The sequence below is a fragment of the Pedobacter frigidisoli genome (assembly GCF_032678525.1).
In the GTDB taxonomy this organism is placed as follows: domain Bacteria; phylum Bacteroidota; class Bacteroidia; order Sphingobacteriales; family Sphingobacteriaceae; genus Pedobacter; species Pedobacter frigidisoli_A.
Window position 1 is genome coordinate 25,265 of the sequence record NZ_JAVTSE010000008.1, and the last position, 26,638, is coordinate 51,902.

The following is a 26,638-nucleotide window of genomic DNA, read 5'->3' on the forward strand; positions in this document are numbered from 1 at the left end:
ATTATTCAGATGAACACGAAACTTAAAATATTATTCGCAGTTATTATATCCGGTGTGATAGGCACAGGATTAAGTTCCTGCAAAAAAGACTACCTTAATGTGGATGAGTATCTCTACGATATGACCAATATTGATAGTGTATTTGCTAACCAGGATAAATTACGGACCTACATTAATGGGATAGCCTCCTACCTTCCTGATGAAGAAAGGTTGTGGACCAATTCATGGGCTCCTTTTCAGCAGGCAACCGACGAAAACTTCACTTCATGGAATGATGGAAGTCATGCAGGTATAAAACTGATGGTAAATGAAATTACGCCTTTTGCAGCCAACACCTATTTTAATAATTATGCTACCTGGTACAAAGGCATCCGTAAAGCAAATACTGTTATTGCAAGGATAGATGAAGCAAAAGGCCTGTCCATCACATCCAAACGCCAATATTTAGGTGAAATGTATTTCTTTAAGGGATATTTCATGTACCTGCTTATCCAACAATACGGACCTGCTGTGATTCCTCCGGATGACTTGTCTGATTTGAATGATGATGGAGAGTCACTCTCACAAGAACGTAGCAGTTATGATGATTGCGTGGCCTATATTGTAAAAAACATGGAGTTGGCAACAGGGTACCTGTCGGCAAATCAGGAGGCTTTAAGTGATATTTATCGTCCAACTTCAGGCGCAGCGATGGCCACAATGTCACGCGTGCTACTCACTGCGGCAAGCCCGATGTTTAATGGTAACCGATCTTATGCCAATTGGTTGCGAAAAGATGGCACACCTTTTATATCCCAAACTTACAATAACGACAAATGGGGAAAAGCTGCCGCTGCCGCTAAACGTATTATGCAAACCGGTTTATACGAGTTGTTTACCTATCCGAAAAGTACTGATACAGATCCTTTGGCACCAAATGTTCCAAGTGCAAATTATCCGAATGGTGCAGGAGGTATAGATCCTTACCGTTCCTATAAATATAGTTTTATCGGAGAAATTCCGGCTAATGCCAATCGTGAAGTCATATGGTGTACAAATGTTAATCCATTAGGTAGCGGTTCCTCTTTAAACTTATCTACTATTGCACTTTTGGGCGGTTGGAATGGTCTGAATTTAACACAAGATCTGGTGGATTCTTACAGAATGAAAGATGGAAATAGCATCAGCCGTTCAAGTACTGCTTATCCTTACCCTAGTAATTCTGAAGCCTATCTTTCCATTCCGGCAGCTAAAACCTATTCGGATGTCCAGTTAACGGCTAATACCGCTAGGATGTACAACAATCGTGAGCCCCGCTTCTACGCAACAATTGGATTTAACCATTCGTATTGGAAAGGAACCTCTTACACTGGAAGCAGTCCCTATACCAATCTTGAAGTTACCTATTATTCCAACGGAAATGCGACCCCTACAATCAATAGTCCTAATGATTACAACCATACCGGCTACACTTGCATTAAGTACAATCACCACACCGATAACATACAAGCCTCATCAGCTATAAGGGCTAAGACCTTTCCGATCTTCAGGTATGCCGAAGTGTTGTTGAACTATGCTGAGGCGTTAAACGAAATGAATGGCTCTTATACTGATGCAGCTACAGGAACCGTGGTAACCAGAGATTTATCAGAAATACAAAATGCTTTTAACCGCGTAAGGTTTAGGGCAGGTATGCCGGGTTTATCTGCACAGGAACTGGCAAGTCAGGAAACAATAAGGGAAGCCATTAAGTTGGAGCGTAAAATAGAATTTGCCTGCGAAGGGCGCAGATACCATGATTTACGCCGTTGGTTAGATGCACCCGATGCTATGAGTAAACCTGTAGTTGGTATGAATGTAAAGGCAACAACAGGTCAGAAAGACTTGTTTTATACACGTACCACACTTGTTGAGCCGTTAACTATGCGGGTTTGGAGCTTTAAAATGTTTTTCTGGCCAATTCCGCTAAATTCCATGAATAAAAATGCCAAGCTGGTGCAAAATCCAAGTTGGTAGTAATTGAAATTAAATAGATAACTGATTTGAGATGATAAATAATTTAAACTGATGAAGAAATTAAAATTTATATTATACTCGTTTATAACCCTTACTGTAGTGTTTAGTGGTTGTAAGAAGAAAGATAATCCACTAGATAAAGAGCAGTATATCAAACAGGTTTATCTTGTGGGAGCAAATAGTTCCAATAACGAGGGACGCACAATAATAAAAGCGAATTATTTGAATGGGGCCGATGCTGAAGCTTCTTTCAATTTATCTGTGGCTACTGGCGGAAGCTTAAATATAGACAGAGATGTAACTGCAACTATTGCCGATGCGGGGCTCGCACAGATCACCAGATACAATAGCTTGTATTTATACAGGTCTACGGATATCAAGATTCGTAAACTAAATGATCTTTTTTATAGAATTCCGAGTAAAAATGTCTTGATCAAAGCAAATGAAGTAAATGGTACAACTCCCGTATACGTTAAAACGGCAGGTCTGCAACCAGATTCATTATATGCCTTTTCAGTAAAGATAGCCTCCGTATCGGAACCTGATTACATTTCAATGAGAAAAACGGATACTGTATTGATGGTGTCTCTAAACCTTATTAATGCTTACTCAGATTATACTTACAAAGTGGTAGGTACCTATTATCCCCTTAATACGCCAACAAGTGTTTCATCTGTATCTCTTACTGCCAGACAATTAAAGGCGACAAATTACAATACGGTGCGTTTTTATCATTTGGATAATAAAGAGGAATATGCCAACATAGCGCCTTTTGGCGTTAAAATGCAGGTTGCCATTGATAATACATTGATCATTAGTGCATGGGGAACGCTGAATGTTACCGCCGGAGGCGGAACATATAACCCGGATACAAAAACATTTAATGCCTGGTATAATTATGTGGTCAGCGGGGTTACCTATCAGTTTAAAGGAACATTTACGGCTACAGTACCGCCGGCAGTTTAATACCGTCATCATGGAAAAATCTAGTCAATGGTAATCATTAAACCTGTTCGGTTCCTGAGGTGCTCAATACGTACCATAACCAAAACATTCGTTATAAACTATAATTATAAGATGATTTTGCCGTTCAGCTTTTAAGATTTTAGTTAATAACCATCGGCTGAATATTTGTAAAGGGCATATAAAGTTGGAAACTTTATATGCCCTTTTTTATGAACTTATTTTTTGATTAAGATGGGGGTTGTATCTGTTAAAATAGGTTTATTCTCTACAATGCGATTCCGGTAATTTTACAGTATTGATCAGGGTTAGGAGGGTGCTTATAAATAGCAAAAACAAGTCCGTTTTGATGATGAATTACTTTTTCATATTTAAACGTTGGTTTGACGCTTTAAAAATGAAAAGGAGGGGTGAATCAACACTTTTGTTACATAATTTAACAGTTTAGCCCCTTTATAATACCATATTACCCCCTGTTAAGATGGGTAGTTTAGTAGTTACTTTGTATTAATCAAGTATAAGGACTGGATAATGAGCGGTGCGGTAGGTAGCCGAAGACAGATAGATTTATGATGTCAATGACTGTCATGTTTACCATAAAACGTTTACTTCACTGCTCAAGTAGTGCTTCTATAAGAAAACTAATCAACTAATAAATTCTTAAAAATGAGTCGAAATCCATTACAGATGCAAAGGTGCTTTTTAGTGTTTCTCATTACCATATTTCTTTATGGTATAGGGGCACAAAAAGCAAATGCGCAAAGCAGCAAAGTTACAATCACGGGGCGTATTGCAGACAGTCAATCCAACACGATCCCTGGTGCAACAGTAAAAGAAAAGGGAACAGCTAATGTTACTATGAGTGATAATAATGGCGTTTACAAAATCTCCGTTTCCAAAGGGGCGGTGCTGGAGTTTGCTTTCATTGGTTACCAAACCAAAAGCATAACTGTTGCAGACCAAACCCAGATTAACATCACTTTATCGGATGACGAGGCTAAGAGTTTAGATGACATAGTGGTAGTAGGTTTCGGTAAACAAAAAAAGGTTAATCTAACCGGTGCGGTGGGTACGGTTGATGCCAAGGCTTTGGAAAGCCGTCCGGTTCAAAACGTAACTCAGGCACTTCAGGGCTTAATACCGGGATTAAATATCGGGCAGAATAATGGGTCTCTTGAAAGCACAGCAAGTATCAATATTCGTGGAACGGGCACTATCGGAAGTTCATCTTCAAGCCCTTTAATTTTGATTGATGGAATGGAGGGATCTTTGAATGCATTGAACCCACAAGATGTTGAAAGTATATCCGTGTTGAAGGATGCATCTGCTTCATCTATTTATGGTTCAAGAGCTGCTTTTGGGGTAATACTTGTAACGACAAAAAGAGGTAAAGCTGGGAAGGTTCAGGTAAATTATAATAACAGCTTTAGGATTACGAGTCCAGTTTTGTTACCTGAAATGATGGACTCCTACACCTTTGCACTTTATTTCAATGATGCTAGTGTGAATGGTGGTAATGCACCACATTTTGATGCCGCTAAATTAAAGCGGATTAAAGATTTTCAGGATGGGAAAATCACTTCAACAATCATTCCGAGTCCAAACAATGCTTCACGCTGGGCTGATGGTTATGACTTCGGTAATGATAATAATGATTGGTATAAAGTGATGTACCGCGACAATAGCTTCTCCCAGGAGCACAACATCAGCTTAACCGGAGGAACTGAAGCGACTTCTTACTTTCTTTCTGGAAACTATCTGGATCAAACTGGAATGATGAAATTTAATCAGGATGCTTACAATCGTTATGGCGCTACTGTTAAAGTAAATACTAAAATAGCTGATCATTTAACGGCAAACTATAGTAATCGTTTTTTACGGGAAACCTATCATCGTCCCTCGGCACTAACAGATGGCTTTTACGAAGCAATAGGAAGGCAGGGATGGCCAACTTTACCATTATACGATCCTAATGGATATCTATATAGTTCACCATCTCCAGCATTAGAGATGGCAGAAGGGGGAGAGGATAATCAGGCAAAAGATTGGATGTATCAGCAAATTCAATTGGTATTTGAACCTGTTAAAGGCTGGAAGACTTTTGCAGAAGCCAACTACCGTACACAAACACAGTTCCGCCATTGGGATTCGCAACAAACCTATAATCATGATGTTAGTGGTGTACCCTATTTATATAAGAGAACCTCAAATGTCTACGAATACGGATTTAAAGAAAACTACTTTAATACCAACATTTACTCTGAGTATTCAAAAAGCTTAGCTAAGCATAACTTCAAGATTATGGCTGGTTTCCAGTATGAGGATACCAGATATCGAGATTTTAGTGCCCAGCGAAATGGCATCATTGTTTCTGATATCGCCACCTTAAATACCACTTCCGGTCTTGATGCTGATGGTAAGGTAATTGCGCCTGTGGTTAATGGTCAATACCAGAATTGGGCTACAGCAGGCTTATTCAGCCGTTTAAATTACGACTATGACGGAATTTATTTATTAGAGGCAAACCTTCGCTATGATGGGTCATCGCGTTTTCGCTCCGATAAGCGTTGGGGATGGTTTCCTTCAGTATCCGCAGGGTGGAATATTGCCAGGGAGAATTTCTGGAAAGACCGGTTTGAGTTTGCCAATACTTTCAAAATACGGGCTTCTTATGGTAACTTAGGTAATCAAAATACGAACAATTGGTACCCTACCTATTTAACCATGCCAGTTGGTACTGCTAACGGTGCCTGGTTAATTGATGGTGGAAGGCCAAATACAGCTAGTGCACCTGGCATAGTAAGTTCTACTTTAACATGGGAAACCATTAAAAGTTATAACATTGGTTTAGATTTCGGGTTTTTGAAAAACAGATTGACGGGCTCATTTGACTGGTACAATCGTAAAACGCTAAACATGGTTGGCCCGGCTCCAGAGCTTCCTGTAATTCTTGGAACACCTGTTCCGCAGACCAATAACACAGATCTTAAATCATTGGGGTTCGAATTTGAAATCGGATGGAATGACCGTTTAAAAAATGGACTGGGCTATAATGTGAAATTCCTATTATCTGATTACCAAACAACCGTTACACGTTATCCAAACGCTACCATGTCGCTCAATACTTACAGAACCGGTCAGAAGCTTGGTGAGATATGGGGATATAGTACAATCGGAATTGCGAAAACTCAGGCAGAAATGAATGCCCATCTGGCAACATTAAGTAATGGTCAGTCTGTATTTGGCTCACAATGGGCTGCAGGTGATATCATGTATGCTGATTTTAACAAGGATGGAAAACTAGATTGGGGAAGTTGGACACAGGGTGATTCCGGAGATGCACATCTGATTGGTAATAATACCCCACGTTACCGTGTAGGTTTAGATATCAATCTGGATTACAAAGGCTTCGACTTCAGGGCATTTTTCCAGGGTGTTTTAAAGCGGGATTACTGGCAAAGCAGCTACTTTTTCTGGGGAGCAACATCTGATAAATGGTGGTCGACAGGTTTAGTTCAACATGAGGATTATTTCAGGAACGATCCGAATAGTCCGCTTGGTTTAAACTTAGATTCTTATTATCCAAGACCAACATTCGGTTCAGGTAAAAACCAGCAAACCCAAACAGGATATCTACAGGATGCATCTTACATCAGATTGAAAAATATTCAGTTGGGCTATTCTTTGCCCAATAAGCTGATCAAAAAAATCGGCGCTCAGAAATTCAGGATTTTTGCTTCCGGGGAAAATTTAGTTACCTGGACAAATCTAGCTGAAATGTTTGATCCGGAAACGATTGATGGAGGAGCTAACGGAAGCGTATATCCGCTATCTAAAGTGCTTTCATTTGGTTTAAGTTTAACCTTTTAATCGAAAAACATGAATTTTTATAAAACTAGAATACATATTCGTTTAGCAGCTTTAGTTGCTACAATTCTTTTCTTTGGGGCTTGTAAAAAGGCATTAGATAAAGAACCTTTGTCAAACATTACCCCTGAGAAATATCTTCAGGAAGAAGGCCAGCTTGCTGCGTATGCTATCGCCCGGTATCCTGATATTCTTCCTTCTCATGGAAACTGGTCATTTGGGACCTTTGGTACTGATGGAAACACCGACAATATGGTGATTCCTGCATTAGATAATAAGTTTATTCCAGGTTTATGGCGTGTAGAAGCAACTGGGGGAGACTGGAGTTTCACAAATATTTACCAAACGAATTATTTCCTTAATACAGTGCTTCCTCGCTGGAAAGCAGGTCAAATTGTTGGAAATGCCGATAACATTAAACAATACATTGGCGAAATTTATTTTTTGAGGGCATATGAATATTTTAAGAAGCTGCAAACCCTTGGAGATTTCCCCATAGTGAGAGGAGTTTATCCTGACGAAAAGGAAATTCTAACGCAAATTAGTAAAAGGCAACCCTGCAATGAAGTTGCAAGATTTATCATTTCCGATCTTGATTCTGCAGCTTTGCTTTTAAAAGCTTCTCCGGTATCATCAAAAAACAGAATCTCAAAGGAGTGTGCTCAACTATTGAAGTCGCGTGTTGCCCTGTTTGAAGGTACATGGCTAAAATATTTCAAAGGAACAGCTTTCGTGCCTAATGGACAGAACTGGCCTGGTAAAGCCAAGGATTATAATTCTAATTATCAATTTCCATCGGGAACTATTGAATCAGAAATCGACTACTTTTTAACTCAGGCCATGGCATCTGCGAAGGTTGTTGCGGACGCTATAGCACTGGTGTCAAATACTGGTACCATTGAATCGCCAAATAATGAGAACCCTTATTTCAACATGTTCAGTGCTACTAACATGTCAGGTTATAGTGAGGTTTTATTATGGAGGCAATATGCTGCGGGGTTAGTTACGCACAATGTACCAGTGTATGCACAAGCGGGTAATTATGCCGTTGGATTATCACGAAGTATGGTGGAGAGTTTTCTGATGGATAATGGCCTACCCATTTATGCTACAGGAAGTAATTACCAGGGTGACGATTACATTGCGGATGTAAGAAAAAACAGAGATGGAAGGTTAACTTTATTTTTAAAGGAACCTGGTCAAAAGAACGTATTATTAAATGCCGGTCAAGGTACACATGCAACGGCAATTGAACCTACCCCAAGGATTTATGAACCTGGTTATGAGCAGAAGTATACCACAGGTTATACCATTAGAAAAGGCTTAAGTTACGATGCTGCTCAGGCGAATAATGGACAGGGGTATACTGGCAGCATCACCTTTAGGGCCTCAGAAGCTTACCTGAATTATATTGAAGCGAGTTACGAAAAAAATGGATTGATTGATGCTGATGCAACCAGATACTGGCAGCAGTTAAGGGCGAGAGCAAAGGTGAACATTGATTTCCAGCAAACGATATCTGCAACTGTGATGTCGAGAGAAACCCAGGATTGGGGTGCTTATTCAGCTAATGCACTGGTATCTCCAACGCTCTATAACATTCGCCGGGAAAGAAGGAGTGAGTTAATGGCTGAAGGACTTCGTTTCATGGATTTAAAACGCTGGAGAGCTATGGATCAAATGATCACTACTCCTTATCATTTTGAAGGTTTCAAATTGTGGGGCCCGATGAGATCATGGTATACCGCTGCTCAGATCATTTATGGCGCGACCGATACCAAAGCAATTGTTTCGGATCCGGCATTGAGTCTGTATTTGAGGCCACAGGAAATTCGTTCAAATGCTGACTCGTATAAAGGGGCAAGATGGACGATGGCTCATTACCTTAGTCCTATTGCCACGCAGCACTTTAATATTACCTCAACAGGAGGCAATTTTGCGACCTCACCGATTTATCAAAACCCAGGCTGGTCTACCGCAGGTGGCTCAATACCTACAGGACTTTAATATTATTTGGTTACAGGTACTCCTATACCTGTAACCAAAACTCAAGACAAACAAATGAATCTTAAAAATTTTATTTCACTATCACTACTCTCCATTTTGTTTATGCAGCCTCTCATGGCGCAGAAGAACGACTGGGAAAATCCTGCTTTAGTTGACCAGGGAAAGGAAAAACCGCATGTTGCCTTTATGCTTTTTGATAAGCAAAAAGATGTACTTGACGATGACTATACAAAATCACCGTACTTTAAATCTTTAAACGGCGACTGGAAGTTCCTTTATGTAGATAAATATGCCGATAGAAGATTAGACTTTTATAAGCCTGAACTGGACGATAGTGGCTGGGCAAATTTAATTGTTCCATCGAACTGGGAGCTGAATGGTTTTGGTATTCCAATCTATACAAATATTACTTATCCACACCCAAAGAATCCACCCTTTATTGGCGAAAACAATCCGGTTGGAACTTACAGGAAAACATTTACGGTGCCCGAAAACTGGTCGGGTAAAGAAACGATAATTCATTTCGGATCAATTTCGGGTTGCGCCTTTATCTACGTAAATGGTAAAAAGGTAGGCATGACCAAGGCTTCTAAAACACCGGCAGAGTTCGATATTACCAACTTCTTAAAACCGGGCAATAACGTGCTGGCTGTTCAGGTCTTCCGCTGGTCGGATGGGAGTTACCTTGAGGATCAGGATTTCTGGCGGTTAAGTGGTATTGAGCGTAATGTATATCTGTATGCAATGCCGAAACAGACCATCTGGGATTTCTTTTTAAAGGGCGACTTAGATAAAACTTATACAGATGGCTTCTTCAGTGCGGATGTTGATATTCGCAAATTCGCCAAAAATGCGCCTTCAACAGGGGCTATTACGGTTAGTTTACTGGATAAAACCGGAAAAACCGTTTTCACCAGAACGCAAACATTTAATAGTAATACAGATTCTATCCAAACCGTAAGAGTTGGCGGCACGATCAAAAATCCTTTAAAATGGAATGCTGAGCAGCCAAACCTATATGATTGTATCATCACTTTAGATGATGCAAAAGGAAAGCAGGTAAGTATAACCGGTGCAAAAGTCGGCTTCAGAAAAGTTGAAATTAAAAATGCTCAGCTTTTGATTAATGGCGTGGCTACTTATGTACATGGCGTTAACCGCCATGAACACGATGATGTAACAGGACACACCACTACTAAAGAACTGATGTTGAAAGATATCCGTTTAATGAAGGAGCTCAACATCAATGCTGTGCGCTTATCTCACTATCCTAACGATCCGCTATGGTATAAATTATGCGATGAATATGGTTTATATCTGGTGGATGAAGCGAATATTGAAACACACGGAATGGGGGCTGAATGGCAAAGCTGGTTCGATAAATCCAAGCATCCGGCATATATGCCTGAATGGGCTGCGGCACATGTGGATCGTACGGTTCGCATGGTGGAGCGTGATAAAAACCATGCATCCATCATTATCTGGTCTTTAGGTAATGAGTGTGGTAATGGACCGGTTTTTCACGATAACTACAAATGGATTAAACAACGTGATAATAGCAGGCCGGTACAATTTGAGCAGGCTGGTGAAGACTGGAACACCGATATCGTATGCCCGATGTATCCAAGTATCGGTTCCATGAAGAAATATGCCAACGATGCTAGCAAAACCCGTCCATATATTATGTGTGAGTATGCCCATGCCATGGGAAACAGCAATGGTAATTTTAAGGAATATTTTGATATCATCAGAAGCAGTAAACACATGCAGGGTGGCTTCATCTGGGATTGGGTAGATCAGGGTATTAAAACTAAAGATGCCAATGAAAAAACTTTTTGGGCCTATGGTGGTGATTTAGGAGGGTTTTACTGGCAGAACGATGAGAATGGCGTTGCCGATGGGATGATCAGCTCCGACCGAACTCCCGATCCTGGCGCTTATGAAATCAAGAAAATCTATCAGAATATTCTGTTTACTTCAACCAATGCCTCAAAGGGGAATATTACGGTAGAAAATTTATTTGACTTCACTAATCTAGACCAGTATAGTTTCAAGTGGGAACTGCTGAGCAATGGGAAAGTAGTTAAAGAAGGAACTTTTGCAGTAAGTTTAAGTCCGCATGCAAAAAAGGATGTTCAACTGAACCTGCCAATGTTTAAATCTGTTGCCGGCACTGAATACTTTCTGAATGTATTTGCCTATAGCAAAAAAGAAACAGCGATGTTGCCTGCCGGATTTGAAATGGCAAAAGAGCAGTTCGGCTACGCCGGTAATTTCTTTGCTAAAGAAACCAGATCTCCTGCAGATTTAAAGGTAAAAACGGAAGGCAACAAACTTTCTTTTACAGCCGGCGGTATAAGTGGTGAGTTTGATACCAAATCCGGACGATTTGTTCATTACAATATGAATAAAGGGAGGGATTTCAACCGTTTTCCCGAGCCATATTTCTGGAGAGCGCCAACCGATAATGATTTCGGTAATAATATGCCTGAAAGATTAGGGATCTGGCGTTCGGCTCATGAAAGCCGTAAGCTGGTGTCAGTTGATGTGGCAAAACAATCCGATAGCGGATTGGTAATTAAAGTAAATTATGTGCTGAATAGCGTTGCAGTTCCTTACGTAGTTATTTACCTGATCAATAATGACGGATCGGTAAAGATAACTGCTACGATGGATATGGCAGGAAGAGATTTGCCGGAGCTGCCTCGTTTCGGCATGCGTACAGAGCTTCCCAAAGTTTATGATCACTTGAAATACTATGGAAGAGGCCCTTATGAAAATTACAGTGACCGTAATTTTGCTTCGTTTATAGGCGTTTATGAGGATAAGGTAGAGAATCAGTATTATAAAGGATATATCCGTCCGCAGGAAAGTGGAAATAAAACGGATGTACGCTGGTTAAGCTTATCAGACGATAAAGGGAATGGGATAAAAATTGAGGGTACTCAACCGCTTTCGTTTACGGCTATTAATCACTCTACTGAAGATTTGGATCCAGGTTTAACGAAAAAACAACAACATCCGACAGATTTACCTGTAAGAAATAATGTGTTTTTGAACATTGATTTGAAACAAAGAGGAGTAGGAGGTGATGACAGCTGGGGAGCCTATCCACATGCACAATATCGGTTAACGGATAAAAAATATTCATACAGTTATACTATTTCATTATTTGGCAATGCACAGGCTGATGCAAAATAATACGCGCTTTCATTTCATCTTTATTAGTTTAGTTTTAGCATTACAATCCTGCGCCATTAAAAGGGCGCAGCTTGTAAGTTCTGTTGCTGACGGATACCAACTGGTTTGGGCTGATGAATTTGAGAAAGATGGAGTTCCAAACCCCGCCAACTGGACTTACGAGAAAGGTTTTGTGCGAAACCATGAATATCAATGGTACCAGCCGGAAAATGCTTTTTGTAAAGGTGGTTTTCTTGTAATTGAGGCCAGAAAGGAACAGAAGGCTAATCCGGACTTTGTTGCGGAGAGCCGTGACTGGCGCAAATCCAGAAAGGATATCAATTACACATCAGCCTGTCTGATTACCCGTGGACTTCAGCATTTCCAATATGGGCGGTTTGAAATGCGTGCACGTGTCAATATCAGCGATGGCCTTTGGCCTGCTTTCTGGACGCTGGGAGAGAAGGGGAACTGGCCAGCCAATGGTGAGATTGACATTATGGAATATTACAAAGGTAAAATCCTGGCTAATATGGTAAGTACAGCCAAAGATGGCAAACAGAAGTGGTTCAGTAAAACCAAACCTGTAGCGGAGTTAGGTGGCGAAAGGTGGGCAAAACAATTTCATGTCTGGCGAATGGACTGGGATGAGGAGTCGATTAATTTATTTGTTGACGATATGCTATTGAGCAAAGTTTTGCAAAGTGATCTGGATAATGACGACCGGATTGGATTACATCCCTTTAAACAGAAGCATTACATTTTACTTGATCTGGCCATCGGTGGTGATAATGGGGGCGACCCATCAAAAACAGTTTTTCCCAATCGTTTTGAAGTAGATTATGTAAGGGTTTATCAAAAATAGGGAATTTGTGGTTTTCATGAGCCTAGCTACAGCTTCGCTCTTCTTGCAGTTAGGGATGAACCAGCAGAAGCAATAACTACGAATGCAACGGATAAACATTCTTTCAGTGATAGCCGTTCCTGCAAAAATACGAAGGCTGTGATAGAGGCAACTGCAGGCTCCAGGCTCATTAAAATACTAAAAGTCCGGGCCGGAAGTTGTTTTAATGCCCTGATTTCTAAAGTGAACGGAATGGCGCTGGATAGTAAAGCAAGCGCCAGGCCCAAGGTAAGTAAATGTGCATTTAAGCGCGCCAGTCCACCGTCTAAAAATACAAATGGGATAATAAGCAATGATGCAAATACCATCCCGATGGACACGGCCTGGCCTCCGCTCATGATTTTTGAAATTCTTCCTCCAAGCACGATATATGCTGCCCAGAATGCCGCCGCTAGTAAAGCGAGTAGGATACCGATAGGATCGAGTCCATTATTGGTTATAGGGGTTATTAATACTATTCCTGTTGCAGCGAGTGCAACCCATAAGAAATCAACTAATTTTTTTGATCCGAAAATTGCGACTACCAATGGGCCTACAAATTCGAGGGTAACGCCCAGCCCGATGGGGATACGGGCAATTGCCATGTAAAAAACCATGTTCATCGCGCCAAGGCAAAGACCATAAAGGCTTACATATTTCCACTGTTTTCGGCTCAGTTTTGATATGTTTGGCCTGAAAGCGATCAATAAAATTATGGCAGACAAACCAATTCGTAAGGATGCCGTAGCAATTGGTCCGATGCCTGGAAACAGGCCTTTGGCAATGGCTGCACCGCATTGTACACTCAAAATCGACAGCAAAACTGCCGGAATTGGAGAGATATTAAATCTGGTTTTCATTTGGGCTCGTTAAATGAGCGGCAAACTTACACAATCTAAACCTAGATCGCACAAAAAAGCGCAATGGGGCACCCATCACGCTTCAAAACTGTTTTAAAATTTTAGCAGAACAATTCCTGTTCGTCTCTATTTTCGGTTGGAATTTTCTTTAAAAAGTCGTCAAATCCTGAACCGAGGTTATCAGAGTAAATGCCATAGGCATCCAGAATATATCCTATATTTTTATCCTGATCCTCTACAAGATACAGTACTGAGTTGTCGGCAGGGTCCGAATCGCCTTCGAAACGATAGGTTTTTACAATCGTTAAATCTTCAGGCTTATAAATCTTGCTGAGCGTTTTGCTTTGCATCTTACCGTGATCGGTTAATTTTAATTCATTATCATTTCCTTTCAGCCTCAATTTCTCCAAAATCTGGCTCAAAGTGTTCATTGCAATTGGCTGTTCCATAGTTATATGATTTTATACTAAGTAAACAGATGGTTTCTTAAATGGTTTTAATGTGGGTGATTAAATATCAAACCAAATGAACATCAATGTGTTTGATATTAAACTAATTATAATCGTATGAACAAATATCTTCTAATTTTAGCTGCTGCGGGCATTATATTTCTTGGGGCATGTACTAAAACCGACAAAGAGGTTGCCACAGCAAGCCTGGCGGAAACTGCTGATCCGTCTAAACCGATCGGTAGTGTTAAGTTTTATGAACTTAGCGATGGAAAAATAAAAATGGATCTGGAACTTAAGTTTGCGGCCAGGGCAGACAGCAATGTTGCTGTTCACTTTCATGAGCATGGAGATTGTGGTGATATGGGAGAGAATACCCACGGGCACTGGAATCCAACAAAAGAGAATCATGGTAAATGGGGCTCAGCAGCCTATCATAGTGGCGACATCGGAAACATTATGCTCGACAATAAAGGTGAAGGAAAAATTTCTGTTACCACAGACCGGTGGAGCATTAAGGAAGGCGATATCAAAAATATTATTGGCCGTGGGATCATTGTTCATGGTGGAACAGATGATTATGTTACACAGCCAACGGGAAATTCAGGCCCACGTGTCGGTTGTGGAGTAATTGAATCCGTAAAATAGATTAAACAAATCATAAAAAGGGGCAATTAAAATTTTTAGTTGCCCCTTTTTTATGCAATTTCCTCAGTGTTGTCATCATCTTTAAAAACCTGAACATTATGGCAACTTTAAATGAATCTCAAAGCGGCAAGGCCGTTAAAGGAAGAACAAAAAAAACATCTCCACGTGTAGACCTGACGGCAATGGTTGATCTGATGTTTCTTCTTACTGCTTTTTTTATGCTCACTACTACATTAGGGCAGTTAAATGCTGCTGACGTAGCTAAACCTGTGAATTGCGTTGACTGTAATGAACCTTATCCCGAATCAAGGACCATGACTATTTTGCTTGGTAAAAATAACCGTGCGGTATCTTACATCGGTTTGCCAGCTACTGCTAATATGAAAATTAGCGGGGTAGGGGAAATTGACCAGGAAATTAGGAAGTATAAAACTCTTGTTGCCAGTATCCAGGCCTCGAAACATCTGATTGTGATCATCAAGCCGACTAAACATTCAGTATTTAAAAATTTTGTGGACTTAGTTGATGAGATGAAGATTAACAACATTAAATCTTATACGATTGATGATAAAAATCTTCAGCCGCAGGAGGAAGCATTTCTAAAGGAAAAAGCGCTGTAACAGGTGTTGAATGGTTTTTTGATGCGAATAAAAAGAATAACCAACGCTGAAATTTCAATGAATAACTTGAATACAAGTTCCCGGACTTGTTAATTTCGAGAAAATACGCCCCGGCAGTTATTTTAAGCTGTTTTTATTTTCTTTTCTAATTCAATTGAAGCATATGGATAGGTTTAATACTACAAATCTATCACGGATATGGTTACATTCGTTTCAATGGCTGGCCAAGCGTGGGACAAACTTGAAAAGCCCATCAACAGAGTAAGAACCTAAAAAATTACCAAATTCCTATTTTGAAAAGTTTAGGTTTAAAAAACCTTAACGTTCAAAAAATGAACACTACGGAAATGAGTCATGCTGATAAAATTATTGTGATTGAAAAGGGGACGGTGATCGAACAGGGTAGGCATCAGGAGTTGAAATATAATTTGTGCTAATTAACAAACCTCAATCAAATGAAAAGGCCCTTCCGGTATTAACGAAAGGGCCTTAATTATTATAAGTTAAAAGATTAAATGCTGAAAGCGGTTTTAACCTGATCTACATAATCTAATTTCTCCCAGGTAAAGAGTTCTACGGTTACCGTTTTTTCTTCACCATTAGGAGTTCTGAAGGTTTTGTTAACGGTTTCAGGTGTACGGCCCATGTGACCATAAGCAGCAGTTTCGCTATAAATCGGGTTTCTGAGTTTTAAGCGTTGCTCGATAAAATACGGGCGCATATCAAAAACAGATTCTACAATCTTTGCAATTTCACCATCAGTTTTACCAACTTTTCCTGTTCCGTAGGTATTGATATAAATACCCATTGGCTTAGCAACACCAATTGCGTAAGATACCTGAACAAGAATTTCTTCAGCAACACCGGCAGCAACCAGGTTTTTGGCAATGTGACGAGTAGCATAAGCTGCACTTCTGTCTACTTTACTAGGATCCTTACCTGAGAAAGCACCGCCACCGTGTGCACCTTTTCCGCCGTAAGTATCAACAATAATTTTTCTACCTGTTAAACCGGTATCGCCGTGTGGGCCACCAATTACAAATTTTCCGGTAGGGTTGATGTGATACTGGATCTTATCGTTAAACAGATGCGCATACTGCGGATTGTTTTTAATAATTCTCGGAATTAAGATATTCACTAAATCTGATTTGATTTTTGCAAGCATTGTTGCTTCCTCATCAAAATCATCATGCTGTGTAGAAATTACGATTGCATCGATGCGAACAGGTTTGTTATCGTTATCGTATTCTAAAGTTACCTGGCTCTTTGCATCAGGACGTAAGTATTTAATCTCATCATTCTCGCGTCTTAAAACAGCAAGTTCCTGTAATAGTTTATGTGAAAGGTCTAACGCCAATGGCATATAGTCTTCGGTTTCGTTGGTGGCATAACCAAACATCATTCCCTGGTCGCCTGCACCTTGCTCTTCTTTGCTGCTTCTGTCTACCCCCTGATTGATATCTTGCGACTGCTCGTGAATTGCCGATAAAATGCCGCATGAATTTGCCTCAAACATATACTCGCTTTTGGTGTAGCCAATTTTTTTGATTACATCACGTGCAATTTGCTGAACGTCCAGATAAGTTTTAGATTTCACTTCACCTGCTAAGATCACCTGACCAGTAGTAACCAAGGTTTCGCATGCTACCTTTGATTCAGGGTCGAATGCTAAAAAGTTATCAATTAACGCATCCGAAATTTGATCGGCTATTTTATCTGGGTGCCCCTCAGAAACAGATTCTGATGTAAATAAATACGACATTTATTATATATTATTAGTGATTAATAAAATTATTGTAATTGCCAAACCCCTTGTTTAAACAGGTAGTATACGGGTTGAAAGGAGGTATTAGCAATTTTTTTAAGTGGTTGCAATCCGGTCCCGATGATTCGGGATAGCAAATCAATCCACTTTTAACGTGTGCAAAATTAGCATATTTTCTTTATTTCAAAAATTATAGATTATTTTGTGCGTTCATTCTTACACTTTGCATACAAAGATCAATATCCTATTTATCATTAACCCCATCTCGGGTGGAAGGGGAAAGCAGGCTATTCCTGATTTCATTGACAAATACCTCGACAAGGAAAAATTTAGTCCGAATTTTGTTTTTACAGAATACCCCGGGCATGCAGGCGAGCTGGCCGATGAAGCTTCGGCTAAAAACTTTGACGTTATTGTTGCTGCAGGAGGTGACGGTACCATTAATGAGGTGGCCACTCAGGTTTTAAAGCACAAAAAAACGCTTGGCATTTTGCCATTAGGTTCAGGAAATGGATTGGCTCGTTTTTTGAAAATTCCGAACAATATCCGTTATGCCCTGAATATTATTAACAACTTCCATGTTGATCAGATTGATTCAGGCGAATTTAACGGTAAATGTTTTTTTAATCTTGCCGGTATTGGCTTCGATGCACACCTCAGTGCTGTGTTCTCAAAAGATAAAAAAAGAGGCTTATCGGGCTATGTAAAACTTGGGTTTCAGGAAGTGTTTAATTACAAGGCCGAAAATTATATACTCCACATTGATGGTGTAATATTTAAACGTGAAGCATTTGCCGTTAGTGTTGCCAATTCATCTCAGTATGGTAACAATGTTTATGTAGCACCTAATGCCTCAATTAAAGATGGTTTGCTGGATATATGCATTATCAAGCCTTTTCCGATAATAAAACTACCTGTTTTAGGTTATGTAATGTTGAGTGGTAAGGCTGAAACATCAGATATGATCGAAATTATTAAAGGTAAGAAGGTTAATATAAAAAGAGAGAAAGCCGGAGCTGTGCATGTTGATGGAGAACCATTGGAGATGGGAGAAATTATAGAGGCGCAAATTAAGCCACTTTCATTAAATATTATAGTTCCATAGGCATTCATTTAACTTTATGAAACAGAAAAAAAACAGTTTAAGTGATTTGGGGGGAATTATGTTTTCTACCAATCCGGATTTTGAATACCAGGAGGAAGTGGATGATACCACTACGTTAGCCAACAATCAACAGGATTTGAGGGTAATGCTGGATAAGAAGAACAGAGGAGGTAAGGCCGTGACACTTATTACGGGTTTCCGCGGGCGTTCAGAAGATCTGGATGTGCTGGGGAAAACACTTAAAACGAAATGCGGAGTTGGCGGATCGGTGAAGGATGGAGAAATCATGATTCAGGGTGATGTTCGGGATAAGGTGATGGGGATTCTTCACAAAGACGGTTATAAAGTTAAAAAGGCGGGTGGATAATATTACTTAGTGTATTTTTATCGATTTTTAATCTCTTAATAAATCAATTTATGTAGCTGATATTCAGTTGTTTTGATGTTAGTGTAATTGCTACAATATGTAAATTATTGTTGATTTTTGTTTGTTTTATAATGCTTTAAGGTACTACATTTGCCTCACTAACTAACTTATTGTTATGAGCAAAAAGAAACTGCAAGCGCCGGATTTAGCTTACCTGAATCTTGGTGGACATATTGCTGTAAAGTACCAATTATCACCTATGGAGTTAATTGATGAAGCTTTGTTGAACAAGGAAGGAACATTGGCTTCTTCCGGAGCTTTGGCGGTAGATACCGGTAAGTTCACAGGTCGTTCTCCTAAAGATAAATTTATTGTTGAAGATGCGGTTACTGCAGATTCGGTTTGGTGGGGCGACATCAATTTCAAAATTAGTCCGGCACATTTTGATGGCTTGTTCGACAGTATAACCGGTTATCTTAAGGACAAGAAGATTTACGTGAGAGATTGTTTTGCCTGTGCACATCCGGATTATTCACTTTCGGTAAGGGTAATTACTGAAACCGCTTATCAGAATCTTTTTGCAAATAACCTTTTTATCCGCCCTGAAAAGGAATCCCTTGGTTTTGTTCCGGAATGGACCATTATTGCTGCTCCTGCCTTTGAGGCCGTCCCTGCAGTTGACGGTACGCGCCAGAAGAATTTTTCGGTTATCAACTTCACAAAGAAGATGATACTGATTGGGGGAAGCGGTTATACAGGTGAGATTAAGAAAGGAATATTCACGGTATTAAACTTTATCCTACCGATGTATCAAAATACGCTTTCGATGCATTGCTCAGCGAATGTAGGCAAAGCTGGAGATACAGCGATATTTTTTGGCTTATCGGGAACCGGTAAAACCACCCTTTCAGCTGACCTGGACAGAATGCTTGTGGGCGACGACGAACATGGGTGGGCAGATGATTCGATTTTCAATTTTGAAGGTGGCTGCTATGCCAAATGTGTTGATTTAACGGCAGAAAAGGAACCTCAGATATTTAAAGCCATCAAATTTGGGGCATTGCTGGAAAACATTAATTTTTTTCCTGCAACAAAAGATGTTGATTACAGTAATGTGGAGAAAACGGAGAATACCCGTGTGGCCTATCCATTGGATTTTATTGACAATGCCATTTTACCCTCTGCAGCAGCAGTTCCGAGAAATATTTTCTTTCTTACCGCTGATGCGTTTGGCGTACTGCCGCCTATTTCCAGGTTGAATGTTGATCAGGCTATGTTTCATTTTATGAGTGGCTACACGGCAAAAGTAGCCGGCACTGAGGCAGGCATTACGCAGCCCCAGGTTACTTTTTCAGCATGCTTCGGTAAGGCCTTTTTGCCACTTCACCCTTCGAAGTATGCGGAATTATTTGGAGAAAAAATGAAAAAACATGATGTGAATGTGTGGTTGGTAAATACCGGATGGAGCGGCGGTGGTTATGGAGTGGGTTCCCGTATAAAACTAGACTATACACGGGCAATGATTGCCGCTGCGTTGAATGGCGAACTTGATCATCTGCAGTATAAAAAGCACCATGTTTTTAATTTAATGATTCCTTTACATTGTCCTAACGTGCCGAAAGAAATATTAGACCCTTCAAAAACCTGGAATAGTGAGGAAGAATACTTCTTAAAAGCTTATGAGTTGCACCGGGCCTTTGAGGAGAATTTTACTCAATTTGAGAATGCCAAAGTATCAAAAAGATACGATGAAGCGTTAAAATTGTGTTAAAAGGACTTTAAAATGCATTTTTTGTGCTAAAAATTTGCAAATGGAATTTTTTTTAGTTTTTATTGTGAAAGAATTGCCTCCGGCTGAGGCAATTTTTTTGTTATATACACTAGTTCATTACCGTAAACTAAATCTTAAGTAACGATTTGATTGTTTATCGATTTATTAATTTGTAATTTAAAATCAATTTATAAATTTGTTTTTCGCAACAATATCAGATAAGAAACGTTGTGTGTAGTACAAAAGAACAAAACAGCTAAAAATTAAAAACAAGAACTAAAACTAAAAATTAAAAAAAAATGGCAAACGCACCAAAACCAACAACTGTTAAAAAAGAGAGCTCGTCTTCTAGTGCTTCAAATGTTTTCGCAACATTGGTTATTCCTATCTGTATCTTAATTGGATTTGCCGTATGGTATTTCGTATTTGGAGCCGGAACAAACTTCATCGATGGAGATAGAGATAAATTACCTTTACCAGGAAACTATTTAGGAACTGCTTACAAAGGAGGATTTGTTGTAGCGATCTTAGTTGGATTGTTATTAGTAGTAATTGTATTCTCAATTGAGCGTTTCATCGTAATTGGAAAAGCGAGTGGAAAAGCAAGTCTGGATACCTTTATTGTTAAAGTAAAAGGATTATTAAACTCTGGAAACATCGAAGCTGCAAAAGCTGAGTGTGATAAACAACAAGGTTCAGTTGCTGCGGTAATTAAATCAGGTTTAAAAAAATACAGCGAGGTTGAAGCTGATGCCAATATGGATGTTGAGCAATCAATCGTAGCGATCCAAAAAGAAGTTGAAGAAGCTACTGCTTTAGAGATGCCAATGTTAGAGCAAAACTTAACAATCATTGCTACATTAGTATCAATTGGTACACTAATCGGTTTATTAGGTACAGTAAAAGGTATGATCACGGCTTTCGCTGGTTTGGCGAACTCTGGTGCTCCGGATCAATCAGCATTAGCGGTTGGTATCTCTGAGGCATTAATCAACACCATGACTGGTATCTTGGTTTCTACCGTTTCAATTATCATGTACAACGTGTTAACTTCTAAAATTGACAAGTTAACTTACGCAATTGATGAGGCTGGTTTCAGCATCGTTCAAACATACGCTAGTTCGCATAAATAATATTTTGAATAAATTTTTACCGGCTTTATGGAAAACCGGAAAAAAGATCATCATTATTAAAAACTAGTAAAAAATATTATGCCTAGAATTAAAGTTAAAAGAACAAGTACAGTAACTGACATGACCGCCATGTGCGACGTGGCTTCACTGTTACTTACGTTCTTCATCTTAACTGCTACAGCGAGGCAACCAGAACCATTAGCCGTTTCTACACCTTCATCTACGTATGAGTTTAAGGTACCTGTAGAGAACAATGCGACGTTAACTATTGGGCAGGGGAAAGTTTTCTTTGAAGTAGCAGGTACGAAAGTAAGAGCGAGAACATTAGAACTGATGAGCGAACAATACAAATTGAAGTTCAGTCCGGTTCAAGTCCAAAGGTTTACAGGTATTGGAAGTTTTGGTGTTCCGGTACAAAGCTTAGGTCAGCTGATCGATATGAACGGAGGAGACCGTATGAAGCCGGGTGTACAACCAGGTATTCCTGCAGATTCGACTGACAATCAATTAAATGATTGGGTATTGAATGCACGTAAAGCTACTAAGGAAATCAACAACGAGGATATGCGTATCAGCATCAAAGGTGATGCAAAAGAAGAGTATCCGGTTGTGAAGAAAATCATTGATATTCTTCAGAAACAAAGTGTTAATAAATTCTTGTTAGTAACTAACTCTGAATCAAAACCAAAATAAGAAATGGCAGAATTAAACACGGGCGGGAAGAAAGCCACGCCAAGGGTTGATATGACCCCGATGGTGGATTTAATGTTTCTTTTGGTAACGTTCTTTATCCTGACTACAGTAATTTCTACGCCACAGGCGATGGACATTGCAAAGCCAGATAAAAATGAGAAGTTACCTGAGAACAGATTAGAACTGAAAGCGAGTAAAACCATGACCATCTTATTAGGTAAAAATAATAAGGTAGCATGGTACATGGGAGTAGCTGGCGAAAGTGCACCGAATATCGAATCAACATCACAGGTAGGTGAATCTATTGTGAAAAATAGAAAAACTGCCGATGCATCAGGAGTTGCCGGAGATTTCGTAGTGTTGGTAAAACCAACATCGGGATCAACTTTCCAGAACTTCGTAGATATTATGGATGAGTTGGAAATTCTTAAAGTTAAGGTTCGTCAGATTGACGATGATAATATCCTTGACAATGAGAAACAAGCCATGAGAGACCAGGGAATTTTATAATCAATAAAACCAATCATTATGTCGAAGTTAGATATATTAAGAAAAGAATGGCTTGAAGTGGTTTTTGACGGTAAAAACAAAAGCTATGGTGCTTACCAGTTGCGTAAAACCAATGCTTCAAATACCACTAAAGCATTAATTTTTGGCTCTTTAATATTTCTAGTGATATTTTTCTCTCCAAAGATTTATGGCCTTATCAAAGGTTCATTAGATCAGGAAGAGGTTCAGGAGAAAGCACAGGAAGTAATTTTAGCGCCACCACCGCCGGTAAATCCGGAAACACCTCCACCGCCACCGGTAGAGCCACCGCCACCAAAAGTGGATCAGGTAAAAATGCCACCTCCGATTGTAAAACCGGATATCGAGGTTCGTGATGAACCACCTACAGTTGAGAAACTTAAGGAAGCGGATCCAGGTCAACGTGATATTAAAGGTGATCCTACTGCGGATATCGTAATTAACGAGCCGGTAGGTGAAGGACCAAAAAGGGAAGCTGCGGTTGCAGTTGATGATAACCAGGTTTATGACTTTGTTAGTATCGAGAAGCAACCAGAATTTCCCGGAGGTTTACCTAAATTTTACAAGTATCTGAGTGGTGCTATCAAATATCCACCAATGGCGCAGGAAAACAACGTTCAAGGTAAGGTGTTCTTATCGTTCGTTGTGGAGAAGGACGGTAAATTAACTGACATCACAGTAACCCGTGGTTTGGGTAGTGGTACAGATGAGGAAGCCATCCGCGTACTTAAAGCGAGTCCACGCTGGAACCCAGGTATCCAGAATGGTAAGCCGGTAAGGGTAAAATATAACATCAACGTTAACTTTACATTGAACTAATCGTAAATGTTAAATTTTGATATTTTTAAGCAAAAATCGCCTAAACAGCGGTTTTTGCTCATTTTAGGCCTAGTCATGTTTGTTTTTTACATTGCATTAGGTCTCGCATTTATGTTTTATGAACCTATTGCGCTCCGACTGCCCGCAATTCCAAATTGGGGTAGGATTGTCATAGGCATATTTTTGATCATTTACGCTTTTATTAGACTTTTGAGCCTCGGGAGGCGAGATTAATCATTAATGAGAAACATTCTTTTTATATGCTGCATATTGGCATTGGTATCCTGCAAACGCAAAGAAAAGACGACAGTTGTTGAAGAGACCCGCACCAGCGGAACTTTAAAAATTCTTGTTGATGAGAGCGTAGGGCCAATTGTACAACAGCAAATTGATATTTTTAGCTTAGATTATCCACAGGCGACTTTTAAAACAACTGTTAAGCCTGAAGAGATGTTGCTTCCTGCTTTCTTAAATGACAGCGTTCGGGTTATTGTGCTGCCCAGGCTTTTGAATAAGGAGGAAGAGAAGTATTATAATCGGAGAAACATCAGAATCAATAGTTCACGATTTGCAATTGATGGAATTGCTTTAATTACGAATGCGGACAATATTGATAGCACAATTACCGTTAAAGAGGTTATAGATATTTTACAAGGTAAGAAATCAGATAAGAAATTGGTTTTTGATAACGCTTATTCCAGTACCTTTCAATATTTTAAAGACTTGGCTCACATCAGCCAGTTTCCAGCAAGTGGCGTATATTCCAAAAATTCGAGTAATGAAGTGATAAAATTTATTGCTGAGGATAAAAATTTTATTGGTATTTTAGGCGTTAATTGGTTGTCGGAACGGAATACTAAAATGGCTGCCTCGCTGGCAAAGGTCAAAACTTTAGGGGTTAAGAATTTAAAAGGCCTGGTTGGTGGTGATCAATTCTATAAACCAACCCAAAACAACCTGATTAGTGGCGTTTATCCTTTCTTAAGGAATATCAATATTATCGACTGCGAAGGCAGGGGTGGTTTAGGCACAGGATTTGCAACATGGTTAAGAAGTCAGAGAGGTCAGTTAATTGTACTTAAATCTGGACTAGGGCCTCATAAGATGATGCCTAGAGAGATTAATCTCACTAAGTAAAAATTAAAATAATTATAATTGAACCACGAAGTCATCTGAAGAGATGCTTCATTTTTTTTAAACAAACAGAATATCCGATGAAAATTTTAAAGAAAGCAATAACCTTAAATGTAGGTTTGGTGTTGATGGGGACTGCAGTTTTTGCTCAGGATTTAAATGAAGCAAAAAAAGCCATTGACGCTGAACAGTACCAGAAAGCTTCATCAATGCTTAAATCATTGGTAAGCTCAAAGGCGAGTGATGGGGATAACTATTACAATCTTGGTTTAGTTTATCTAAAAACTGGCTATATTGATTCAGCGAGAGCTATATTTACCAAAGGGGTAGCGGCTGAACCGAAAAATAACCTGAACCTGATCGGTTTAGGTGAAGCAGACATGTTATCAAATGATCCAACGTCTGCTAAAACAAATTTTGATAAAGCAGTAGCGATTGCTCCGAAAGATTATAAAACCTATTTATATATCGGTAAGGCTTATTTAGCGCAGGACAAGCCAAGCGATGATGTATCTAAACCTGACTTCACTTCAGCTTTGGCTAACATCACTAAGGCAGACGAACTGGATTCTAAAGATAAAGATGCTGAAGTATTTTTAGCTCAAGGTGATGCCTATGCGTTACAAAAGAAAAACTCTGAGGCGCTAGGTCCGTACATGCGTGTTAACGATATTGATCCTAATAACAGAAGAGCTAAAACTCAGATTGGCCGGATGTACAAAGAGTCTAAAGCTTTTGAAGAAGGTAAAAAAGAGTTGGAAGATGTAATTGCTGCTGATGCCAATTATGGTCCAGCTTATCGTGAGTTAGGTGAGTTATACTTGTTGTGGAGTAGCTTTGGTGTAAATAAAGAAAGAGCCGCAAAAGGGATTGAAAATTATAAAAAATATCTCGACCTAACTGACAAATCACTAGAGTCTCAGTTACGTTACGCTCAGTTCTTATTTTATGCAAAAGATTATCCGACTTTAGAGCAGGTAGCTACAAGTTTACAGGTTCCAGCTAATGATCCGAAAGGGCTTGTTGTGTTGAGGTTGAAAGGTTGGTCTGCTTATGAGAATAAAAACTATCCACTGGCACTTAAGAGCTTAGAAGAGTTTTTCGCTAAAGAGAAAGATCAAAATAAAATTCTTGGTTTAGATTACCTTTATTTAGGTAAAGCGCAGTTAAAATCAGGACAAGATAGCCTGGCATTGATCAACATAACTAAAGCGGTTGATAAAGATTCAGCTAATACTGATGCGTTAGCTGAAGTTGCAAAAGCTTATTTTGATGCCAAGAAATATGCTAAGTCTGCTGAGGTTTATGATAAAGTAATTGCAGCAAATCCTAATGGAAAAGGCGTTTTATATAGTTATTTTTACGATGGCTTAGCTTATTATTTTGAGTATGCAACTCAGTATTCTGCAAAGAAAAATCCTTCAAAAGATTTATTGGTAAAAGCAGATACTGCGATTGCAAAAGTTGCTCAATTGGCTCCTGAAACCACAGACGCATATCTATACAGAGCACGTGTTAACAGTTTGCTTGATGATGAAAAAGCACCTAAAGGTTTAATGGTTCCACACTTTGAAGCATTTATTGCGAAAGTAACGGCAAAACCAGAACTTGTAACTCCTAATGCTAAAAAACTATCAGAAGCATATGATAACCTGGGTGGTTTTTATTTCAATACTGATAAAGCAAAAGCGAAAGAGTATTTCGATAAAAGTGTAGCTGTTTACCCAACTGGTACATTTGCTGCTGCGAAGTTGAAAGAACTTTCTGCTCCTGCAACACCAGCAAAAGGAAAAGGTAAATAATCTTAAAGTTTAAATAATTTAGAAAAGGCAGAGTTTGGTTACTCTGCCT

Annotated in this window: 20 protein-coding genes; 17 read left to right on the plus strand and 3 right to left on the minus strand. The window is 39.4% G+C overall.

All coding sequences use genetic code 11. The features are described 5' to 3' along the window. Window positions 1–9: 9 nt before the first annotated feature. The 6 genes from R2Q80_RS18880 (at window position 10) to R2Q80_RS18905 (ending at window position 12,877) form a co-directional block, all read left to right on the plus strand. A complete protein-coding gene (locus R2Q80_RS18880) occupies window positions 10–1,995 on the plus strand; it encodes a RagB/SusD family nutrient uptake outer membrane protein (protein WP_316801097.1) in 1,986 nt (661 codons plus the stop codon). Between the two features lie 51 nt (window positions 1,996–2,046). Further along, window positions 2,047–2,961 (plus strand): BT_3044 domain-containing protein, encoded by a 915-nt coding sequence (locus tag R2Q80_RS18885; protein WP_316801098.1) that lies wholly within the window; start codon window positions 2,047–2,049, stop codon window positions 2,959–2,961. Between the two features lie 663 nt (window positions 2,962–3,624). Next, window positions 3,625–6,828 (plus strand): TonB-dependent receptor, encoded by a 3,204-nt coding sequence (locus tag R2Q80_RS18890; protein WP_316801099.1) that lies wholly within the window; start codon window positions 3,625–3,627, stop codon window positions 6,826–6,828. Between the two features lie 9 nt (window positions 6,829–6,837). Then, the gene (locus R2Q80_RS18895; RefSeq protein WP_316801100.1) at window positions 6,838–8,832 is read left to right on the plus strand and encodes a RagB/SusD family nutrient uptake outer membrane protein; all 1,995 of its coding nucleotides are present in this window, start codon (window positions 6,838–6,840) and stop codon (window positions 8,830–8,832) included. Window positions 8,833–8,886: 54 nt separating this feature from the next. Next, a complete protein-coding gene (locus tag R2Q80_RS18900; protein ID WP_316801101.1) occupies window positions 8,887–12,033 on the plus strand; it encodes a glycoside hydrolase family 2 TIM barrel-domain containing protein in 3,147 nt (1,048 codons plus the stop codon). After that, window positions 12,023–12,877, plus strand: a complete 855-nt coding sequence (locus tag R2Q80_RS18905) for a glycoside hydrolase family 16 protein (protein ID WP_316801102.1) — start codon at window positions 12,023–12,025, stop codon at window positions 12,875–12,877. Before R2Q80_RS18900 ends, R2Q80_RS18905 begins: the two co-directional genes overlap by 11 nt. A 26-nt stretch (window positions 12,878–12,903) precedes the next feature. Here R2Q80_RS18905 and R2Q80_RS18910 read toward each other — a convergent pair whose 3' ends face one another. Further along, window positions 12,904–13,755, minus strand: a complete 852-nt coding sequence (locus R2Q80_RS18910) for an EamA family transporter (protein ID WP_316801103.1) — start codon at window positions 13,753–13,755, stop codon at window positions 12,904–12,906. A gap of 101 nt (window positions 13,756–13,856) precedes the next feature. Then, on the minus strand, window positions 13,857–14,204 hold the full coding sequence (locus R2Q80_RS18915; RefSeq protein WP_316801104.1) for a hypothetical protein: 348 nt from the start codon (window positions 14,202–14,204) through the stop codon (window positions 13,857–13,859). A 117-nt stretch (window positions 14,205–14,321) separates the two neighbouring features. Here R2Q80_RS18915 and R2Q80_RS18920 point away from each other — a divergent pair, with 117 nt between their 5' ends. Next, a complete protein-coding gene (locus R2Q80_RS18920; protein WP_316801105.1) occupies window positions 14,322–14,852 on the plus strand; it encodes a superoxide dismutase family protein in 531 nt (176 codons plus the stop codon). A gap of 98 nt (window positions 14,853–14,950) precedes the next feature. Then, window positions 14,951–15,472, plus strand: coding sequence for a biopolymer transporter ExbD (locus R2Q80_RS18925; protein WP_316801106.1), 522 nt, complete (start codon window positions 14,951–14,953; stop codon window positions 15,470–15,472). A gap of 511 nt (window positions 15,473–15,983) precedes the next feature. On the opposite strand, the gene metK is transcribed toward R2Q80_RS18925, so the two are convergent. Further along, window positions 15,984–17,234, minus strand: coding sequence for a methionine adenosyltransferase (gene metK / locus R2Q80_RS18930; protein ID WP_316801107.1), 1,251 nt, complete (start codon window positions 17,232–17,234; stop codon window positions 15,984–15,986). A gap of 226 nt (window positions 17,235–17,460) precedes the next feature. On the opposite strand from metK, the gene R2Q80_RS18935 reads away from it, so the two are divergent. From R2Q80_RS18935 to R2Q80_RS18975, 9 genes are all read left to right on the plus strand, one after another. Continuing rightward, window positions 17,461–18,342 carry a diacylglycerol kinase family lipid kinase gene (locus R2Q80_RS18935; RefSeq protein WP_316801108.1) on the plus strand — a complete coding sequence of 294 codons (882 nt, stop codon included), beginning with the start codon at window positions 17,461–17,463 and terminating at the stop codon, window positions 18,340–18,342. A gap of 16 nt (window positions 18,343–18,358) precedes the next feature. Then, window positions 18,359–18,709: a translation initiation factor gene (locus R2Q80_RS18940; RefSeq protein ID WP_316801109.1), complete on the plus strand. Its 351-nt coding sequence runs from the start codon at window positions 18,359–18,361 to the stop codon at window positions 18,707–18,709. Between the two features lie 175 nt (window positions 18,710–18,884). Further along, the gene (pckA, locus tag R2Q80_RS18945; RefSeq protein ID WP_316801110.1) at window positions 18,885–20,480 is read left to right on the plus strand and encodes a phosphoenolpyruvate carboxykinase (ATP); all 1,596 of its coding nucleotides are present in this window, start codon (window positions 18,885–18,887) and stop codon (window positions 20,478–20,480) included. A 299-nt stretch (window positions 20,481–20,779) separates the two neighbouring features. Further along, window positions 20,780–21,613 carry a MotA/TolQ/ExbB proton channel family protein gene (locus tag R2Q80_RS18950; protein WP_316801111.1) on the plus strand — a complete coding sequence of 278 codons (834 nt, stop codon included), beginning with the start codon at window positions 20,780–20,782 and terminating at the stop codon, window positions 21,611–21,613. A 78-nt stretch (window positions 21,614–21,691) separates the two neighbouring features. Continuing rightward, on the plus strand, window positions 21,692–22,306 hold the full coding sequence (locus R2Q80_RS18955) for a biopolymer transporter ExbD (protein ID WP_316801112.1): 615 nt from the start codon (window positions 21,692–21,694) through the stop codon (window positions 22,304–22,306). Between the two features lie 3 nt (window positions 22,307–22,309). Beyond that, on the plus strand, window positions 22,310–22,816 hold the full coding sequence (locus R2Q80_RS18960; RefSeq protein ID WP_316801113.1) for a biopolymer transporter ExbD: 507 nt from the start codon (window positions 22,310–22,312) through the stop codon (window positions 22,814–22,816). Between the two features lie 18 nt (window positions 22,817–22,834). Then, window positions 22,835–23,653 (plus strand): TonB family protein, encoded by an 819-nt coding sequence (locus R2Q80_RS18965; protein WP_316801114.1) that lies wholly within the window; start codon window positions 22,835–22,837, stop codon window positions 23,651–23,653. Window positions 23,654–23,893: 240 nt separating this feature from the next. Further along, entirely contained in the window at window positions 23,894–24,790 is an 897-nt protein-coding gene (locus R2Q80_RS18970) for a substrate-binding domain-containing protein (RefSeq protein WP_316801115.1), read from the plus strand. Window positions 24,791–24,867: 77 nt separating this feature from the next. After that, a complete protein-coding gene (locus R2Q80_RS18975; protein WP_316801116.1) occupies window positions 24,868–26,589 on the plus strand; it encodes a tetratricopeptide repeat protein in 1,722 nt (573 codons plus the stop codon). The last annotated feature ends 49 nt before the right edge of the window (window positions 26,590–26,638 follow it).

Coding starts and splice junctions, on each gene's coding strand:
- R2Q80_RS18905 (WP_316801102.1), top strand. CDS start 12,023: ATGCAAAATAATACGCGCTTTCATTTCATCTTTATTAGTTTAGTTTTA.
- R2Q80_RS18890 (WP_316801099.1), top strand. CDS start 3,625: ATGAGTCGAAATCCATTACAGATGCAAAGGTGCTTTTTAGTGTTTCTC.
- pckA (WP_316801110.1), top strand. CDS start 18,885: ATGAGCAAAAAGAAACTGCAAGCGCCGGATTTAGCTTACCTGAATCTT.
- R2Q80_RS18920 (WP_316801105.1), top strand. CDS start 14,322: ATGAACAAATATCTTCTAATTTTAGCTGCTGCGGGCATTATATTTCTT.
- R2Q80_RS18950 (WP_316801111.1), top strand. CDS start 20,780: ATGGCAAACGCACCAAAACCAACAACTGTTAAAAAAGAGAGCTCGTCT.
- metK (WP_316801107.1), bottom strand. CDS start 17,234: ATGTCGTATTTATTTACATCAGAATCTGTTTCTGAGGGGCACCCAGAT.
- R2Q80_RS18975 (WP_316801116.1), top strand. CDS start 24,868: ATGAAAATTTTAAAGAAAGCAATAACCTTAAATGTAGGTTTGGTGTTG.
- R2Q80_RS18915 (WP_316801104.1), bottom strand. CDS start 14,204: ATGGAACAGCCAATTGCAATGAACACTTTGAGCCAGATTTTGGAGAAA.
- R2Q80_RS18900 (WP_316801101.1), top strand. CDS start 8,887: ATGAATCTTAAAAATTTTATTTCACTATCACTACTCTCCATTTTGTTT.
- R2Q80_RS18885 (WP_316801098.1), top strand. CDS start 2,047: ATGAAGAAATTAAAATTTATATTATACTCGTTTATAACCCTTACTGTA.
- R2Q80_RS18880 (WP_316801097.1), top strand. CDS start 10: ATGAACACGAAACTTAAAATATTATTCGCAGTTATTATATCCGGTGTG.
- R2Q80_RS18910 (WP_316801103.1), bottom strand. CDS start 13,755: ATGAAAACCAGATTTAATATCTCTCCAATTCCGGCAGTTTTGCTGTCG.
- R2Q80_RS18895 (WP_316801100.1), top strand. CDS start 6,838: ATGAATTTTTATAAAACTAGAATACATATTCGTTTAGCAGCTTTAGTT.
- R2Q80_RS18960 (WP_316801113.1), top strand. CDS start 22,310: ATGGCAGAATTAAACACGGGCGGGAAGAAAGCCACGCCAAGGGTTGAT.
- R2Q80_RS18940 (WP_316801109.1), top strand. CDS start 18,359: ATGAAACAGAAAAAAAACAGTTTAAGTGATTTGGGGGGAATTATGTTT.
- R2Q80_RS18965 (WP_316801114.1), top strand. CDS start 22,835: ATGTCGAAGTTAGATATATTAAGAAAAGAATGGCTTGAAGTGGTTTTT.
- R2Q80_RS18970 (WP_316801115.1), top strand. CDS start 23,894: ATGAGAAACATTCTTTTTATATGCTGCATATTGGCATTGGTATCCTGC.
- R2Q80_RS18925 (WP_316801106.1), top strand. CDS start 14,951: ATGGCAACTTTAAATGAATCTCAAAGCGGCAAGGCCGTTAAAGGAAGA.
- R2Q80_RS18955 (WP_316801112.1), top strand. CDS start 21,692: ATGCCTAGAATTAAAGTTAAAAGAACAAGTACAGTAACTGACATGACC.